The organism is Paenibacillus macerans, from assembly GCF_050565405.1.
Lineage (GTDB): Bacteria > Bacillota > Bacilli > Paenibacillales > Paenibacillaceae > Fontibacillus > Fontibacillus macerans_B.
On sequence record NZ_JBNYYG010000053.1, the window covers coordinates 21,457 to 37,782 of the forward strand.

A 16,326-nucleotide genomic window follows, 5' to 3' on the forward strand; every position below is an offset into this window, starting at 1 on the left:
CATTAAATTTGCGTACGCATAATCTCTTGATAAGCTTCTATCACTTTATTACGGACTTGCGTAGTCAATTGCAAACTTAACAAAGCTTGCTCCGAGGCGATCATCATCTCGTCGGCATTTACTTTTCCCAGCAAAAACTGATTATTCACCTGCTGGGCATTCGCTTCCTGAGCCGCTACCCCCTCCAGGGCGTCGTTTAAAAAAGAACTGAATTGTTTCATCGATTCCGCCGGGGTTGGCGACTGCGCTGCACCGGATAATTGCGTCCCCGCAAGCGGCTTGACGGCGTCAAAACTCATTCTCTCGATCAACGGTCAACACTCCTAACTACGATTTAAAAATCGATTTATCTATTTACCGATTTGCAGTGCTTTGGTAATCATCGCTTTGCTGGCATTTAACGCCGTAACATTTGCTTCATAAGAACGGGTAGCCGAAATCATATCTACCATTTCTTTCAAAATATCCACGTTAGGCATATTCACGTAGCCTTCTCGATCCGCATCGGGATGCGTCGGATTGTAAACCGGTTTAAACGAGGAAGGATCTTCTTGAATCTTAGTAATTTTGACCCCTTGACCAGGTGCTCCGTCTCCCATTGCCGAGCTTAGCGCATTTCCGAAATCCGTTTCCTTGGGGGCCATAACGACAGTTTTTCGGCGGTATGGAACGGCTTTACCATCCTCAATTTTAGCTCTTGTCGTTTCCGCATTGGCGATGTTCGAGGAAATAACGTCCATTCGAAGACGTTGCGCGGTTAGCGCGGAAGAGTTGATGCTGAAACTATCACTAATCTTCAAGGCCGATTATCTCCCTTCTACGGCAGTACGTTTCATTTTAATAAGATAGTTGATCTGTTCGACGTAAGCATTGTAGCGCAGCTGATTTTCGGCCAGCAGGGCCATTTCGCTGTCGATATCCACATTGTTCTGGTTATTGTTCATAATAGTACTTTTGTCCACGGTGATCTGAGGTTCGGGAACCCCCGCCGATGGACCTATAACAAAATGCCTGCTATCGGTTCTTTTTCCCTGTAAAGCCGGCATTCCGCTATTCATTTCGGACTGCAGCATACTCTCGAAAGAAACGTTGGATCGTTTAAAGTAGGGGGTGTCATTATTCGCTATATTATTAGAAATGACACCTTGCCGAAGATTCGCAGCTTGAATGGCTGTTTCAAGCCTGTCGAATCCCACCCCGTTCAACAATTGCACTTCATTTCCCCCCTTGATTCTCATAGAGTCTTTAATCATTCATTATTCAACAAACAGAATATAAATCCTCTTTTATTCGACATTTTTTTGCTAATTATTGTCTTTCTCGGTGTCTTTCTTATGTCCTAGTTGCATATAGCGTAATATAATGTCATATATCCTAAGTTTCAAGGAGATTCGACATTATTACAATAAGAAAAAAGCCCTATCTTTAAATGGTTACACGTTATAATTTGCTGAATTTGAATTTTTTTCAAATAACTCGTCAGAATGCGACATTTTTCTATTATTTGTATACCGCGCTTATTGTCGGAACGACAAAAGACCACCCGCCTCCCTACGGCAAAGTGGTCTCTTTTTGGGGAAATTGTGAAAATTTGCGCAGGTCCCGGTCAAAAACCAAGGTCCCAGACTGAAATGTTGCAAAAACGATTTACAAAATGAACTGACTGAGATCTCGATCCTGGGCAATATCTCCTAATTTTTCCCTGACGTATTCCGGCGTGATCACCATCTTGTCTAGCGTTAGCTCAGGCGCTTCGAATGACAAGTCCTCCAGCAATTTCTCGAGGATGGTATGCAATCTTCTGGCTCCGATATTTTCGGTATTGGCGTTCACGGCAGCGGCGATGCGGGCGATTTCCTGAATCGCCGTATCGGAGAACTCAATCTCCAGATCCTCGGTTCGCAGCAGTTCGACGTACTGCTTCGTCAGCGCGTTCTCCGGTTCGGTCAAGATCGAAACGAAATCCTCCAACGACAGGCTGCTGAGCTCGACCCGAATCGGGAACCGCCCTTGCAGTTCCGGGATCAGATCGGACGGTTTGGCGATATGAAAAGCCCCGGCGGCGATGAACAAGATATAATCCGTTTTGATCGGTCCATATTTCGTCATGACGGTCGAACCTTCCACAATCGGCAAAATATCGCGCTGGACCCCTTCGCGGGACACGTCCGGACCCGAGCCTTGCCCCCGGCTGGCTACTTTATCGATTTCGTCGATGAAAATGATCCCGGTTTGCTCCGCACGCGCTACCGCTTCCTGGATCAGGTCATCCTGATCGATCAGTTTCGCCGCTTCCTCTTGCGTAAGCACCTTGCGCGCTTCTTTAACGGTCAGCTTTCTTTTTTTCGTGCGCTTCGGCAGCAGGCTGCCGAACATTTCCTGCATGTTCATGCCCATCTGGTCATTGCCCTGGCCGGCAAACATATCCATCATCGTCGGTGTATTGTCTTCGACTTCGACTTCAACGATATCGTTCTCCAGTTGGCCGGCCAGCAGCTTGAAGCGTACCTGGCGACGGCGCTCGGTCAATCCGCTATCCTCCTCCGGTTGATCTTGAGCCGGAGTCCCGCTCTGATTTCCGCCCCCGAATAGCATTTCGAACGGATTTCGCACGCCTTTTGCCTTGTTCTCGGAAGGAACCAAAATGGAGACCAGCCGTTCGTTGGCCAGTTCCTCCGCCTTATCCTTCACTTTCTCGGTACGCTCCAGTTTCACCGTTCGGATGGCCGTCTCAATGAGGTCCCGGACCATCGATTCGACATCCCTGCCCACGTATCCAACCTCGGTGAATTTTGTCGCCTCGACCTTAATGAACGGGGCTCCTACCAGCTTGGCAAGCCGGCGGGCGATTTCCGTTTTGCCTACCCCCGTCGGGCCGATCATCAAAATGTTCTTCGGCACGATTTCATCCTGCACCTCTTCGCGGAGAAGGCTGCGCCGGTAACGGTTCCGCAAAGCAACGGCAACCGACTTTTTCGCCTGCTTCTGTCCCACGATATATTTATCGAGTTCCGCGACGATTTGTCTAGGCGTTAAATTTATATCGGTCATGTTACGTCCCTCCTGTAAAGCATAATGTGCTTACGCAGTTCTTAAAGCTCCTCAACAATAATGTTGCTGTTGGTATAGACGCAAATTTCCGAAGCGATTTGCAGGGACTCGCGAACGATATCCCTGGCTTCCAGGTCTTTGGCATGGCGCTTGAGCGCCCGTGCCGCCGATAACGCAAAATTCCCGCCCGAACCGATCGCCAGCACATCATCGTCCGGCTCGATGATTTCTCCGCTGCCGGAGATCAGCAGCATCCCGGTTTTATCCATGACGATCATCAAAGCTTCCAGCTTGCGAAGCACGCGGTCCTGCCGCCAGTCCTTGGCCAGCTCCACGGCCGCTCTTTGCAGATTTCCATGATGCTCTTCCAGCTTCCCTTCAAACTTTTCGAACAGCGTGATCGCATCGGCCACCGATCCGGCAAAACCGGCGACCACTTGCCCCCGGTATAACCGACGGACCTTTTTGGCCGTTTGCTTCATCACGACGTTTTGGCCAAAAGTCACCTGCCCGTCGCCCGCGATAGCTCCCTTGCCGTTGAGACGGACGGCGCAGATCGTTGTAGCGTGAAATGTGAGATCCATGAGTATCGACTTCCTTTCGTTTAATCTCAACCCTCCCAAACCCTCCCTTACCGTAAGGGAGGGCCCCAAGGGCCTAGCAGCCCTTTGGATACCCGCAAATTGGAGTAACGTAAGAGGGAATGAGACGCTCCTGAGCGCTGTTCCCTTCGGGAATGCGCTGGGCTTGGGTGATTGGAACGCTTCCCCCCCTTTGGGGTACGTCTTACTTTTGGTGCTCCTGGGTTACCTGCTTTTAACTAACGAACGAGTTGCTGAGACGCTCCTGAGCGCTGTTCCCTTCGGGAATACGCTAGGCTTGGGTGATTGGAACGCTTTTCCCCCTTCGGGGTACGTCTTACTTTTAGTGCTCCTGGGTTACCTGCTTCTAACTAGCGAACGAGTTGCTGAGACGCTCCTGAGCGCTGTTCCCTTCGGGAATACGCTGGGCTATGTGCTGGGAGCGCTCTCCCTTCGGGATTCGCTTACTTTAAGCGGTTAGCAGAACGATCCGGAATGCATCCAAAAAAGCAAATCTAACGGACCCCACAGACACTGCGTCTTCCCAGTACGCTAGTTCTATGTTATGAACATCCTTACTGTCAGGATAACCTTTTTGCCTCATAGATTGCAAAAAAAAACGGTCGTTAAACCAACCGTTCTTCTGCCATAAAGGATTTCAAGCTATTCAGCGCGCGATGGGCAAGCGCTTCGTTTTTCTCCGCTTTTTTGCGGTAGCGGGTGTCCAGTTTCGGGAATAAGCCAAAGTTGGCGTTCATCGGCTGGAAGTGCTCAAAGTCCGCGGTCGTGATGTACCGGGCCATGCTGCCGAGCGTCGTGTCCTCGGGGAACACGATGCCTTCGGCTTCGCCGGCGGTCCGCGCGGCATTGATGCCGGCGATCAGGCCGGAGGCGGCGGATTCGACGTAGCCCTCGACGCCGGTCATCTGCCCTGCGAAAAAGAGCGTAGGCCGGTCCTTCAATTGATACGTCGGCGAGAGCAGCTTCGGCGAGTTGATGAACGTATTGCGGTGCATCACGCCGAAGCGTACGAATTCGGCGTTTTCCAGTCCCGGAATCATCGAGAAGACACGCTTCTGCTCGCCCCACTTCAGATGGGTCTGGAAGCCGACCAGATTGTACAGCGTGCCTGCCGCGTTGTCCTGCCGAAGCTGAACGACGGCATGCGGGAGCTTGCCGGTATGCGGGTTCACGAGGCCGACGGGCTTCATCGGGCCGAACAAGGCGGTCTGTTTGCCGCGGCGCATCATGATTTCGATCGGCATGCAGCCCTCGAAATAAACCTCTTTCTCGAATTCCTTCAGCTCAGCAACTTCGGCGGCGATCAACGCTTCGTAAAAAGCGGCGAATTCCTCTTCCGTCATCGGACAGTTGAGATAGGCCGCTTCGCCTTTATCGTACCGGGACGCGAGATAAACCTTATCCATGTCGATCGATTCTTTCTCCACGATCGGAGCGGCGGCGTCATAAAAGTAAAAATAGTCTTCGCCGGTCAAACGCCGGATTTGCTCCGACAAGGCAGGAGAGGTTAGCGGACCGGTTGCAATGACGACGATCCCTTCCTGTGGAATCTCCGTAATTTCCTCATTCGCCACTTCGATTAACGGGTGCTCCCGCAGCGTGCGGGTAATCTCTCCGGAAAAACCGTCCCGGTCGACGGCCAGCGCCCCGCCGGCAGGCACCGCATTTCGATCCGCCGCGCCGAGCACCAGCGAGTTCAGCATCCGCATTTCTTCCTTCAGAACGCCTACGGCATTGGTTAGCCCGCCCGCCCGAAGGGAATTGCTGCAGACGAGCTCGGCGAATTTATCGGTATGATGCGCCGGCGTTTTTACCACCGGCCGCATTTCGTACAACTTCACGGGAACGCCGCGGCTCGCAATCTGCCAGGCCGCCTCGCTGCCGGCCAGCCCCGCGCCGACGACCGTTACTTTACGATTCGTTGTCAACTCAAATCCCCCCAAATCCCTAGCTGAGTTTCTAAGATGTTACTCGTCGGCATCCTCGTCATTGTCCTCGATGGCCTCGACGAAGTCGCAAGCGGTACATTGCAGCTTCCCGCCTTGCTTATTGCGTTTCTCCACGAGCAAGGATCCGCATTTCGGACATGGCTTCGGCGACGGTTTATCCCACGAAACGAAATCGCATTCCGGATAGCGGTCGCAACCGTAAAAGACCCGTCCCTTTTTGCTGCGGCGTTCCACCACATGGCCCTCTTTGCATCTCGGGCACGTAACGCCGATGTCCTTGATGATCGGCTTCGTATTTCGGCAGTCCGGAAACCCCGAGCAGGCCAGGAACTTCCCGAACCGCCCCAGTTTGTACACCATCGGTTTCCCGCATTTTTCGCAAACCTCATCGGAAACCTCGTCTTCGATTTCGACTTCCTTCATTTCTTCCTCCGCCACGCGGAGCCGCTTCTCGAACGATTCATAAAATTCGCCAAGCACCCGTACCCAATCCTCGGAGCCCTCCTCGACATGGTCAAGGTCTTCCTCCATATGAGCCGTAAACTCGACGTCGAGGATTTCCGGGAAAAATTGTTCCGTCTGCTCGATGAGGAGCTCGCCCAATTCGGTTGGCATGAATTTCTTCTCCTCGATCGCCACGTAACCGCGCTTTTGGATCGTCTCCAGCGTTGGCGCATACGTACTTGGACGTCCGATGCCAAGCTCCTCCAGCGTTTTGACCAAACGAGCCTCCGTGTAGCGAGGCGGCGGTTGGGTAAAGTGCTGCTTCGGATCAATCGCTTCCTTGTTCAGCACTTCCCCTTTTTGCAGAGGCGGCAAAAACTTGTCGTCCTCGCTCACGTTTCCGTCGTCGTTCCCTTCCACGTACACCTTCATGAAGCCGGGGAAGCGGATTTTCGACCCGACGGCACGGAACGTCGCTTCGCCGGCGGCGATATCCACCGACATCGTGTCCAGCACGGCGGAGGCCATTTGGCTGGACATGAAACGGTCCCAAATCAGTTTATACAGCCGGTATTGGTCGCGGCTGGTGAATTCCTTGACCGATTCCGGATCGCGCATCGCCGACGTTGGCCGGATCGCTTCGTGCGCATCCTGGGCACTTGCCGCCTTTTTGGAATATTGACGCGGCGTTTCGGGGGCGTAAGCTTCCCCGTATCTCCCCAGGATATAATCCTTCGCGTCCTCCTGCGCCGAGGCGGCAATTCGTGTCGAGTCCGTACGCATATAAGTGATGAGACCGACGGTGCCTTCCTTGCCGAGGTCAACGCCCTCGTACAACTGCTGGGCTACCGACATCGTCTTGGCGGCGCGGAAGTTCAGCTTGCGGGCCGCTTCCTGCTGCAGGGAGCTGGTCGTAAACGGCGCCGCCGGATGGCGGAGGCGTTCTTTTTCCTTCACTTCGGCCACGCTGAATTTGGCTTTCTCGATCGATTTCAGAATTTCCTGAACCTGCTGCTCGCTCTGCAATTCCAGCTTCTGCCCCTGGAATTGGTGAAACTTCGCTTCAAATGCGGAATCCCCGGTTTTTAGCCTCGCGGTAATGCTCCAGTATTCTTCCGGGACAAATTCGGAAATTTCGTTTTCCCGATCCAAGACGATCTTGACGGCGACCGATTGTACGCGGCCGAACGACATCCCTTTTTTGATTTTTTTCCACAGCAGCGGACTGACTTTGTAGCCGACCAGCCGATCCAGGATACGTCTGGCCTGCTGCGCGTTGACGAGATCCATGTTGATTCTGCGCGGGGTTTTGAACGCGTCCTTCACCGCTTGCTTCGTAATTTCGTTAAACACGACGCGGCATGTTTCCGTTTGATCCACGTCCAGGACGTGGGCAAGATGCCAAGCGATCGCTTCGCCTTCGCGATCGGGGTCAGCTGCCAGATAGATTTTTTTCACTTTCTTGCTGGCATCCTTCAATTCTTTTAATACGGAACCCTTTCCACGGATCGTAATATACTTCGGACTGAAGTCGTTCTCTACTTCAACCCCCATTTGGCTCTTGGGCAAATCGCGAACATGGCCCATTGAGGCTTTCACGATGTATTTGCTGCCTAGGTATTTGCCAATCGTCTTCGCCTTGGCAGGCGATTCCACGATGACGAGTGAATCCGCCACAGGTTCGTCCTCCTCTCAAACAATACGAAACTCAAAAAAACTCATGTTCATGCAAGATACTCATATAGTCATATATGGGGCCACTCTCGGTTAGGAATGGACTATATTAACTGGTAAACGGAGCCGGGCAATTGAACCACCGTTTTTTTCATGATTAAAGATAACAGAACTGAATGTAAAAGTCCAAAATCCCATTGGGTCGAAACAAGTAATTCATCGAAACTCGAGATGCCCTGCTCCAACATATGGTATATGCGGCGCTCCTCATCTGTCAACTTGTTTCCTGTGAACGCTTCCCTATGGGGGATCTCCGAGGCCGGCAATCGCGGCGCATATTCCTCCCAAATATCCCGGGCATCGGTGACGATCTTGGCCCCTTGTTTGAGCAGTTCGAGCGTCCCCCGGCTTTTGGGGGAAGTGATCGGACCGGGAACGGCATACACGTCGCGATTCGCCTCCAGCGCATGGTCCGCCGTGATCAGCGAGCCGCTGCGGGCGTCGGCCTCCACGACGACCGTGCCGCGGGAAATTCCGGCGATGATCCGGTTGCGCTGCGGAAATAAGCCGGGACGGCCCGGCGTTCCGATCGGATATTCGGAAAGGATCAGGCCGCGCTCCGCGATGCTGCGGTAGAGCGAAGCATTTTCCGGCGGATACGCGACGTCGATCGCCGTGCCCAAGACGGCAATGGTAAGGCCTCCCGCCTTTAAAGCGGCTTCGTGGCAGGTGCCATCGATTCCGCGGGCCAAACCGCTGACGACCGTGATGCCGCGAGCGCTCAGCTCCTCCGCCAACGTAGCGGCCACCTTACGGCCGTAGGCGGTCGGCAGGCGCGTTCCGACCATCGCGACGGAGAGACTGTTCAGCAGCCCCTCATCCCCCAGCGCATACAGCACCCAGGGCGGCCGAGCGGTCTCCTTCATTAATATGGGATACTCCGGATCGAGTTTAGTGATCACCCGAATGCCTTTGCGCCGAAGCAGCTCCAGCCGAGCTTCGATCCATTCTCCGGTGAACCGCTCGGACATCTGCAGCGCCAGCTCCGAATCAAGGCCGCGCTCCACCCAATCGGCGGAGCTGAAAGAGAGCGCATACTCCCAGTCCTCGCCGTGAGCGACGATCCGCTGCAGCGTCTTCCACCCTATTCCCGGACATTCATGCAATCCGACAAGGATCCATTTTTTCTCCATAAACTTATCCCTCCATTCTGCTAAACCGCTGCAAAAAAAAAAAAAAGCAACCTCCCCGCCGAATCGGCCAAGAAGGTTGCTTACCTTTGCATTATTATACCAAATAAAACCTAATGTGTCGTGCAAAGATTCAAAATGCCGCGTTCCTCAAGTACACTCACGAGCGTGGCCCCCATTTCGGAAGGCGTCGGCGCGACTTTGATGCCGCAGGACTCCAGCTTGGCGATTTTCTCTTTGGCAGTCCCTTTCCCGCCGGAAATGATCGCGCCGGCATGGCCCATCCGTTTTCCCGGAGGCGCCGTAACCCCGCCGATGAAGCCGACGACAGGTTTCGTCATATTCTTCTGAATCCATTCCGCCGCTTCTTCTTCCGCGGTGCCGCCGATTTCCCCGATCATGATGACGGCATGCGTGTTATCGTCCTCATTGAACCGGCGCAAAATATCGATGAACTCCGACCCTTTCACCGGATCGCCGCCGATGCCTACCGCCGAGGATTGGCCAATCCCCCGGGTCGTCAGCTGATGAACCGCTTCATAGGTCAACGTACCGCTGCGTGAGACTACGCCGACGTGGCCAGGCAGATGGATGTAACCCGGCATGATGCCGATTTTGCATTCGCCCGGCGTGATGACGCCTGGACAGTTAGGTCCGATCAATACCGTTTTGGTTCCTTCCATATAACGTTTGACCTTCACCATATCAAGTACGGGAATGCCTTCCGTGATGCAGATGACGAGATCCAGCTCCGCCTCCACGGCTTCCAAGATCGAATCCGCGGCAAAGGCTGGCGGCACATAGATTACGCTAGCGGTTGCCCCGGTCGCTTCCTTGGCCTCCCGCACCGTGTTGAAAACCGGCAGGCTGACGGTTTCGCCGTTCTCCAGCGCAATATCGACCTTCGTCCCGCCTTTGCCCGGGGAAGTTCCCCCGACCATTTGCGTGCCGTAGTCCAAAGCCCCTTTGGCATGGAACAACGCGGTTTTCCCGGTAATCCCCTGGGTGATGACCTTCGTATTTTTATCGACCAAAATACTCATATTTCGAGCCTCCCCTTCCATGGATAGGTGATAACATTAGGATACGAGCGCCACGATTTTCTGCGCGCCGTCCGCCATCGAATCCGCGGAGACGATCGCCAGTCCCGATCCGGCCAAAATCTGTTTGCCCAAATCGACGTTCGTCCCTTCGAGCCGCACGACCAGCGGCCGGTCCAAACCGACCTGCTTCGCCGCTTCCACGATCCCCGAAGCGATAACGTCGCATTTCATGATGCCACCGAAAATATTGACGAAGATGCCCTTCACCTTCGCGTCGGACAAAATGATTTTGAACGCTTCGGTGACTTTCTCGGCCGTTGCGCCGCCCCCTACGTCCAGGAAGTTGGCGGGATCCCCCCCGTAATATTTAATGATGTCCATCGTCGCCATGGCCAGGCCGGCCCCGTTCACCATGCAGCCGATGTTGCCGTCGAGCGCGATATAACTGAGGTCGAATTTGGACGCTTCGATCTCCTTCTCGTCCTCTTCCTCCAAATCGCGAAGCGCCAGAATGTCCTTGTGGCGGAACAATGCATTGGAATCGAAATTCAACTTCGCGTCCAGCGCCAGCACATCGCCTCCTCCGGTAACGACCAACGGGTTAATTTCCGCGATGGAGCAATCTTTGTCCACAAAAGCTTCATATAAAGCAAGCATGAATTGCACGGCTTTGCCAACCAGCTCGTTCGGGATGTTGATGGCATAGGCCAAACGGCGAGCCTGATAAGCCGAAAGCCCGACGGCCGGATCGATCACTTCCTTGAAAATCTTCTCCGGCGTAGCGGCCGCCACTTCTTCGATCTCCGTGCCGCCTTCCTCGGAAGCCATCAACGTGACCCGACCGGTCCCGCGGTCCACGACAACGCCGACATAATACTCTTTCTTAATGTCGCAGCCTTGCTCGATCAAAAGGCGTCCCACTTCCTTGCCTTCCGGACCCGTTTGATGCGTCACCAGCACCTTGCCGAGCAGCTCCTGCGCATACGTTCTGACCTCATCCAGGCTTTTCGCCACTTTCACGCCGCCGGCTTTTCCCCGGCCCCCGGCATGGATTTGCGCCTTGACCACCACGACCGGAGTGCCCAGCGCTACCGCCGCTTCCACGGCTTCATCGACCGTAAATGCCACCCGTCCTTCAGGAACGGCCACGCCGTACTGCTTCAGGACTTCTTTTCCTTGATATTCATGGATATTCATCGTAAAAATCCTCCTATCAACAGGCGGTATTAGAGGCAGTTCAAAAAGTCATCTTTTGATCATGAAGCAACCTTCTCGATGCTGAAAATTTGACTTTTTGAACTCACACTATAGAGGTTCCAAAAGCCAGCGGCTTTTTGGTGCTCCTCATGTAAAAATATCAGCTGAAACCCAGATTATTGTACCATTTTTTTAAAACGCTTTCCTTAAAAAGTTCATGATTTATACACAACTTTTTTATATCGTTTTCATCTCAAGTTGAGATGAATAATTGACGAAGGACCATCGAATGGAAGATTTTTCGCTAAACGCTTTCAAAGCTTCAAAGAGTTGGTCCGGAGGGGCATATGCGAAGCTTCGTTTGGAGAAAGGGAGGTTGTATTAGGCCATAAGCATCTCACTGCGAGATGAATTTCGACGTTTTTCGGCAAAAACATCGTATTCCGATAAAGTGTGAGCTAGTTGCTTGCATGTTCGTAAGTCGGCTATTATGAGCGCGATTTTATAAACAGGTCTGTGAACTATCGCCTTAAAGGAAGCGCCCCCGGATGCCGGCAGCTTGACAATCTCGGGAGAACCCCCTAGAATACGGGGGTAAGAGAGATATACGCGCTTTGGCGATGCACCATTTCATAGTAATCGAATAATTGATTGGAAAATAAGGAAGCACCTTTTTCCCCGACCGGCGTTGTCCGGAATTTATAGGAAAAGGGTGTTTTTTGTCATGTACGGAAAATTGTTCAGCTCTTGCCTGTACGGGATTGACGGCGTCATGATTGAAGTCGAGGTGGATTTGGCCAGCGGGATTCCGCAAACCCATATTGTCGGCCTGCCCGATTCAGCGGTTCGCGAAGCCGTAGATCGGGTGAGGGCGGCGATCAAAAATTGCGGCTACCGGTTCCCCCTGCAGCGGGTCACGATCAATTTGGCCCCGGCCGATCTGCGCAAAGAAGGCGCCGCTTTCGATTTGGCCATCGCGCTCGCGTTGCTGTCGGCCAGCGGACAGGTGATTTTGCCTCCAGAGGAGAGGCTCTTGATCATCGGCGAGCTGTCGCTCGACGGAACGCTCCGTCCGGTGCCCGGGGTCTTGTCCATGGTAGACCGGGCGCGCCGCGAAGGCTTTACGTCGGTGCTGCTCCCGCTGGAAAACGCCTCAGAGGCCCTGCTGCTGGGAGAGATTAGGGTATACGGCCTGGGCCATCTGAACGACCTCGCCCGAGCCGCCATTGGGCCTAAAGAGGTCCTTAGCCAAGATGAAGATAAAGCGTTTGGGAAACAAGAAAGAACATGGGCAGCTGGCCGCGAGGAGCAGCCGCTTCTTATTCTGGAGTCGCTGGAGCATCTGGAAACGACGAAGCGCTCCCTTGCAGCATCGGACGTTCCCTCGCAATCGCCGCTGGACTACAGCGACGTGCTGGGCCAGCGCCATATCAAGCGGGCGCTGACGATCGCGGCGGCCGGTTTCCATAACATCGTGCTGATCGGCCCTCCGGGGACCGGTAAAACGATGCTGATTCAAAGACTGCCCTCGATCCTGCCTCCGCTTACGCCGGAGGAATCGCTCGAGGTCACCAAAATTTACAGCTCCGCCGGAAAATTCGGCGATTCGGGGCCGGGCCTGATCGCGTCCCGCCCTTTCCGATCGCCGCACCATACGATATCGGCCGGCGGCTTGATCGGCGGCGGCGGCATCCCGAAGCCCGGCGAAGTCAGCCTCGCCCATCACGGCGTCTTGTTTCTGGACGAATTGCCGGAGTTTTCCCGGAATGTATTGGAGGTGCTGCGCCAGCCGCTGGAGGAACGCAAGGTCACGATTAGCCGGTCGCGAGCTTCGTTCACCTTTCCAGCCCACTTTCTGCTGGCCGGCAGTTTAAATCCGTGTCCGTGCGGCTATCTGGGAGCCGAGCCGCCTCAGCCCCGCTGTACCTGCACGCCGTGGCGCATCGCCCAATACCGCGAGAAAATATCGGGCCCGCTGCTGGATCGGATCGATATGCAGGTGGAGGTTCCCCGGCCTCAGCGATGGCAGGAGGACGCGTTGCCGCTTGCCTCGCGGGACATGCGGGAGCAGGTGCTGCAGGCGGAACAAATCCAGCAGCGGCGGTATCGCGGCAGCGGTATTTCCCGCAACAGCGAGCTATCCGGCAGCGCGCTGCGGAAATTCGCCCCGCTGACCCCGGAAGCCGCCGGGTTGCTGCAATCCTCCTTCGAAACCCTGGGGCTCAGCATGCGGGCCTACGACCGGATCGTCAAGCTGTCCAGAACCATCGCCGATCTGGACGGTCATACGGACATCCGGGCCGAGCATGTGGCGGAAGCGATCCAATACCGCCAGTTGGACCGGCGCCAGCAGGATGCGGCGGGTTAGCCAATAGCGGGAGTCCTTCCCTTTTCCCGATAGCGCATTTCAGCCGGCTAGAGACTGTGAATAGCAAAACTTTCTACGATAGCGCCGATTAGCATCAGCACGAAGCCTGACGCGAAAGCCATTTTTTCCGGCTTTCCCAGGCGAATGGCGCTGAATTTTCGAGTAACGGTATCTTTCCCGGAAGTAAGGATAATGGCGATGCGGGCAACGGAACAGGTAATCAACAATTGTCCCATCATCTCCCAAAGTCCGGCTCGATGCACGAGATCGAAAGTGCGGGTGACTCTGCGGAACAAAGGAACGGGCTCGCTCTCCACGGAAAAGGACCATGTCCCCACAACCACGCCATTGATCACCATCAGTGTAAAAAATGTTAGATAGCCCAGCGAGAGATAGTAAGTCTCCCTTGCTTTTTTCTTGGCAAATAAACTTGCCGCAATAATGACCAAAACCGACAGCTGGTTGTAAAAGAAAATTTGCAGCACGAGGATGAAGGTATTGTCGGAGGTTTCCCAGTTTTGCAGCGGGTTCCGATTTTTCAATACACCCTCAGGAAGCAGGAAGCAGCTCAGGATCATGACGCCGAAAAATAACGCCGCCCATAGGATAACCGAAAAAAAGATCCGTTCGCGCAGACGGTCGCCGCTTAGCTTTTTTCGAAAATATTTCATCGAATTCCCCCTCATTTCCGGATATTTTGCAAAGGAATGGCTACATTTCTTTGCCGTATCGCATCATGAAATAAATTTGTGCCCCGAAACCAAACAAGTACACGCCTACGGCGGCAAGCGTCATCCATAACGGGGAATCGGCGAGAATCAGCAGGAAAGGAACGATGATCAATACTTTTAAGGTCAGGTCGAACGCCTTCGCCTTTGCTTTATTGGTAATCGTAACGTTGCGTTCGTCTTTGGCTTCGATATCGGATTGCTTTTGGACTTCGGGGTGATTTCTGTAATACGCGCCGATGATCAGATTGGCGACATTCATGCCGATCAATCCGGCGCCTACGCCCGTGCATAATCCGGCCCAGGTTCTCGTCATTCCGCTTATGCCCGCAAGCCCCACGGCCAGCACGATCATACCCAGCAGCAGTAAAACCGTTTGGAGCACCGCCCGGTTCTTTTTCATATGGTTTCTTCCTCCTCATAAATAAAAATATCTTCAATGGACCTATCGAAGAATCGGGCGATTTTGAAAGCCAGAATGATCGAAGGATTGTAACGCCCATTCTCTAAAGAACCGATGGTTTGCCTGGACACTTCCAAAGCGGCAGCAAGCTCTTCCTGCTTGATTCCATGTTGTTTGCGGATTTCCTCAAGCCTGTTCTTCACATGCTTTCTCCTTCCGGAAATTATTTACGGAAAGCAAGCTTTCCATTTTCAGATTAGTATAATTGCTATTTCATGTCAAGTTAACTTTCCATCATCGGATTAGGCAAAGTCAAGTACTTGAAAACTGCGGCATGAAGCAAAGAATGCAAAAGGGGAAGCCGTGATCCGATTATCACGTCTTCCCCTTGCAATTCATATCACTTGTAACCGGGAGGTTTAGAAAGCCGATTGAATATGTTCCAAATTGAACTCGCTCCCGCTTCCGAAGGTAACGGCAACCACGTCAAAGCGAATGTTCGCGCCGGATTGCCCGGTCTGGTGAAGGTATACGGCGGCGGTATCGCGGACCTGCCTGATTTTCCGGGCCGTGATCGATTCCGCTGGCGTACCGAATGCCGCAGCGCTCAAGCTTCGGCTGCGCACTTCCACGATGACGATCGTGTTCCCGTGGCTTGCGACCAGGTCGATTTCGCCTGAGCGGCAGCGCCAATTGCGGGCGATCACGGCATAGCCCAGGCTCTTCAGGTATTCGCCGGCGGCCTGCTCCGCTCTGCGGCCCCGTTCTTTTCTCCCGTCGAAACGACCTTTGTTCAGTTCCGGATTACTCAAGGAACAACCCTCTCTCCGCCATTTTGTCGGACCGGTAGATGAAAGTAAGAATTTCGGCCACGAGGTCGTACAGCTCGGCAGGGATCTGCTGATCCAGATCCAGCTTGGACAACACTTCGACCAGAGCCGCATCTTCCTGTACCGGAATGCCGTGCTCTTTGGCCGTTTCCAGGATCCGTTCGGCCAGCTGGCCGCGGCCCTTGGCCGCCACGACCGGGGCATCGCCCTGACCCGGTTCGTATTTGAGCGCTACCGCTTTCTTGAACGCCGTCGCCTGCTCTTTCGGTTTCTCGCTCATACGCGGTAATCCACCCCTTTGTACGGGCTCGGGGCATAAGATAACGGCAGGCTGAAATCCGTCTCCTCGCGTTCCCCGTTCTCCGGCAAAATAAGCAGCTCGGCTTTCATCGACAACAGCCGGTACCCTGCCTGGGCCAACGCCGCCCCAATCTCCTCCTGGCGGGATTCCAGGAATGCGCCGGTCGCTTCCTTTTCGCTGTAAAGCTTAAGCAGCACTTTTTTATCGGCGACCTGTACGTCCACCATGATTTGGCCCAGCGCCTTCATCTGCAAATCAAACCATAGACGGCAGTTGGCCGGGTCGAGCTCCCCTTTGCGTCCGCGCCGCGACTCGATGTGCACGGCAGCGGTTTGCCGTCCGTCCGGACCGAGAAAAGGCAGGAACATCGTTACCTGAGCAAACGGCGCGGTCCGGTCGGTGTTGAGCAGCAGCTGCTGCCCGGTCAGCTGCTGGAGCAACTGGCGCGCCGCTTCCTGGAGGGCGCCCGTTTGCAAATAACCAACGCCGTCCTTCGCGACCAGCGTACGTATAATAATATTTAATTCCATATTACCGTTGTAGTCA

General features: G+C 54.0%; 16 protein-coding genes and 1 pseudogene. 1 reads left to right on the forward strand and 16 read right to left on the reverse strand.

The window, feature by feature from the left end; all coding sequences use genetic code 11:
* Positions 1-2 precede the first annotated feature (2 nt).
* From fliE to sucC, 10 genes are all read right to left on the reverse strand, one after another.
* The gene (fliE, locus tag ACQ4N8_RS22520; RefSeq protein WP_430706590.1) at positions 3-311 is read right to left on the reverse strand and encodes a flagellar hook-basal body complex protein FliE; all 309 of its coding nucleotides are present in this window, start codon (positions 309-311) and stop codon (positions 3-5) included.
* 39 nt (positions 312-350) lie between these two features.
* The gene (gene flgC / locus ACQ4N8_RS22525) at positions 351-800 is read right to left on the reverse strand and encodes a flagellar basal body rod protein FlgC (protein ID WP_430706591.1); all 450 of its coding nucleotides are present in this window, start codon (positions 798-800) and stop codon (positions 351-353) included.
* 6 nt (positions 801-806) lie between these two features.
* Positions 807-1,214 (reverse strand): flagellar basal body rod protein FlgB, encoded by a 408-nt coding sequence (gene flgB / locus ACQ4N8_RS22530; protein ID WP_430706592.1) that lies wholly within the window; start codon positions 1,212-1,214, stop codon positions 807-809.
* 433 nt (positions 1,215-1,647) lie between these two features.
* Positions 1,648-3,051 (reverse strand): ATP-dependent protease ATPase subunit HslU, encoded by a 1,404-nt coding sequence (hslU, locus tag ACQ4N8_RS22535; protein ID WP_430706593.1) that lies wholly within the window; start codon positions 3,049-3,051, stop codon positions 1,648-1,650.
* A gap of 41 nt (positions 3,052-3,092) precedes the next feature.
* Positions 3,093-3,635, reverse strand: a complete 543-nt coding sequence (hslV, locus tag ACQ4N8_RS22540; protein WP_430706594.1) for an ATP-dependent protease subunit HslV — start codon at positions 3,633-3,635, stop codon at positions 3,093-3,095.
* 623 nt (positions 3,636-4,258) lie between these two features.
* Positions 4,259-5,581, reverse strand: coding sequence for a methylenetetrahydrofolate--tRNA-(uracil(54)-C(5))-methyltransferase (FADH(2)-oxidizing) TrmFO (gene trmFO, locus ACQ4N8_RS22545; RefSeq protein WP_430706595.1), 1,323 nt, complete (start codon positions 5,579-5,581; stop codon positions 4,259-4,261).
* A gap of 39 nt (positions 5,582-5,620) precedes the next feature.
* A complete protein-coding gene (topA, locus tag ACQ4N8_RS22550) occupies positions 5,621-7,723 on the reverse strand; it encodes a type I DNA topoisomerase (protein WP_430706596.1) in 2,103 nt (700 codons plus the stop codon).
* A gap of 101 nt (positions 7,724-7,824) precedes the next feature.
* Positions 7,825-8,913, reverse strand: a complete 1,089-nt coding sequence (dprA, locus tag ACQ4N8_RS22555; protein ID WP_430706597.1) for a DNA-processing protein DprA — start codon at positions 8,911-8,913, stop codon at positions 7,825-7,827.
* 110 nt (positions 8,914-9,023) lie between these two features.
* A complete protein-coding gene (sucD, locus tag ACQ4N8_RS22560; protein WP_430706598.1) occupies positions 9,024-9,953 on the reverse strand; it encodes a succinate--CoA ligase subunit alpha in 930 nt (309 codons plus the stop codon).
* Between the two features lie 36 nt (positions 9,954-9,989).
* Complete coding sequence (gene sucC, locus ACQ4N8_RS22565; protein WP_430706599.1) at positions 9,990-11,150, reverse strand: ADP-forming succinate--CoA ligase subunit beta; 1,161 nt, start codon at positions 11,148-11,150, stop codon at positions 9,990-9,992.
* Positions 11,151-11,874: 724 nt separating this feature from the next.
* Here sucC and ACQ4N8_RS22570 point away from each other — a divergent pair.
* On the forward strand, positions 11,875-13,518 hold the full coding sequence (locus tag ACQ4N8_RS22570; protein ID WP_430706600.1) for a YifB family Mg chelatase-like AAA ATPase: 1,644 nt from the start codon (positions 11,875-11,877) through the stop codon (positions 13,516-13,518).
* A gap of 47 nt (positions 13,519-13,565) precedes the next feature.
* Here the strand turns inward: ACQ4N8_RS22570 and ACQ4N8_RS22575 are convergent, their stop codons facing one another.
* The 6 genes and pseudogenes from ACQ4N8_RS22575 to ACQ4N8_RS22600 form a co-directional block, all read right to left on the reverse strand.
* Positions 13,566-14,189, reverse strand: a complete 624-nt coding sequence (locus tag ACQ4N8_RS22575) for a hypothetical protein (protein WP_430706601.1) — start codon at positions 14,187-14,189, stop codon at positions 13,566-13,568.
* Positions 14,190-14,229: 40 nt separating this feature from the next.
* Positions 14,230-14,649 (reverse strand): hypothetical protein, encoded by a 420-nt coding sequence (locus tag ACQ4N8_RS22580; RefSeq protein WP_430706602.1) that lies wholly within the window; start codon positions 14,647-14,649, stop codon positions 14,230-14,232.
* The gene (locus tag ACQ4N8_RS22585) at positions 14,646-14,852 is read right to left on the reverse strand and encodes a helix-turn-helix transcriptional regulator (RefSeq protein ID WP_430706603.1); all 207 of its coding nucleotides are present in this window, start codon (positions 14,850-14,852) and stop codon (positions 14,646-14,648) included. Before ACQ4N8_RS22585 ends, ACQ4N8_RS22580 begins: the two co-directional genes overlap by 4 nt.
* Before the next feature lie 216 nt (positions 14,853-15,068).
* On the reverse strand, positions 15,069-15,461 hold the full coding sequence (locus ACQ4N8_RS22590; RefSeq protein ID WP_430706604.1) for a YraN family protein: 393 nt from the start codon (positions 15,459-15,461) through the stop codon (positions 15,069-15,071).
* Positions 15,454-15,759, reverse strand: a complete 306-nt coding sequence (locus ACQ4N8_RS22595; protein WP_430706605.1) for an EscU/YscU/HrcU family type III secretion system export apparatus switch protein — start codon at positions 15,757-15,759, stop codon at positions 15,454-15,456. Before ACQ4N8_RS22595 ends, ACQ4N8_RS22590 begins: the two co-directional genes overlap by 8 nt.
* Positions 15,756-16,326, reverse strand: a pseudogene (locus ACQ4N8_RS22600) (flagellar hook-length control protein FliK); the annotation flags it as partial. The pseudogene ACQ4N8_RS22600 and the gene ACQ4N8_RS22595, both read right to left, overlap by 4 nt.

Excerpts from the sequence above, each read along its gene's own strand:
- hslU (WP_430706593.1), bottom strand. The coding sequence starts at position 3,051 with ATGACCGATATAAATTTAACGCCTAGACAAATCGTCGCGGAACTCGAT.
- hslV (WP_430706594.1), bottom strand. The coding sequence starts at position 3,635 with ATGGATCTCACATTTCACGCTACAACGATCTGCGCCGTCCGTCTCAAC.
- dprA (WP_430706597.1), bottom strand. The coding sequence starts at position 8,913 with ATGGAGAAAAAATGGATCCTTGTCGGATTGCATGAATGTCCGGGAATA.
- sucD (WP_430706598.1), bottom strand. The coding sequence starts at position 9,953 with ATGAGTATTTTGGTCGATAAAAATACGAAGGTCATCACCCAGGGGATT.
- sucC (WP_430706599.1), bottom strand. The coding sequence starts at position 11,150 with ATGAATATCCATGAATATCAAGGAAAAGAAGTCCTGAAGCAGTACGGC.
- ACQ4N8_RS22570 (WP_430706600.1), top strand. The coding sequence starts at position 11,875 with ATGTACGGAAAATTGTTCAGCTCTTGCCTGTACGGGATTGACGGCGTC.
- ACQ4N8_RS22575 (WP_430706601.1), bottom strand. The coding sequence starts at position 14,189 with ATGAAATATTTTCGAAAAAAGCTAAGCGGCGACCGTCTGCGCGAACGG.
- ACQ4N8_RS22580 (WP_430706602.1), bottom strand. The coding sequence starts at position 14,649 with ATGAAAAAGAACCGGGCGGTGCTCCAAACGGTTTTACTGCTGCTGGGT.
- ACQ4N8_RS22595 (WP_430706605.1), bottom strand. The coding sequence starts at position 15,759 with ATGAGCGAGAAACCGAAAGAGCAGGCGACGGCGTTCAAGAAAGCGGTA.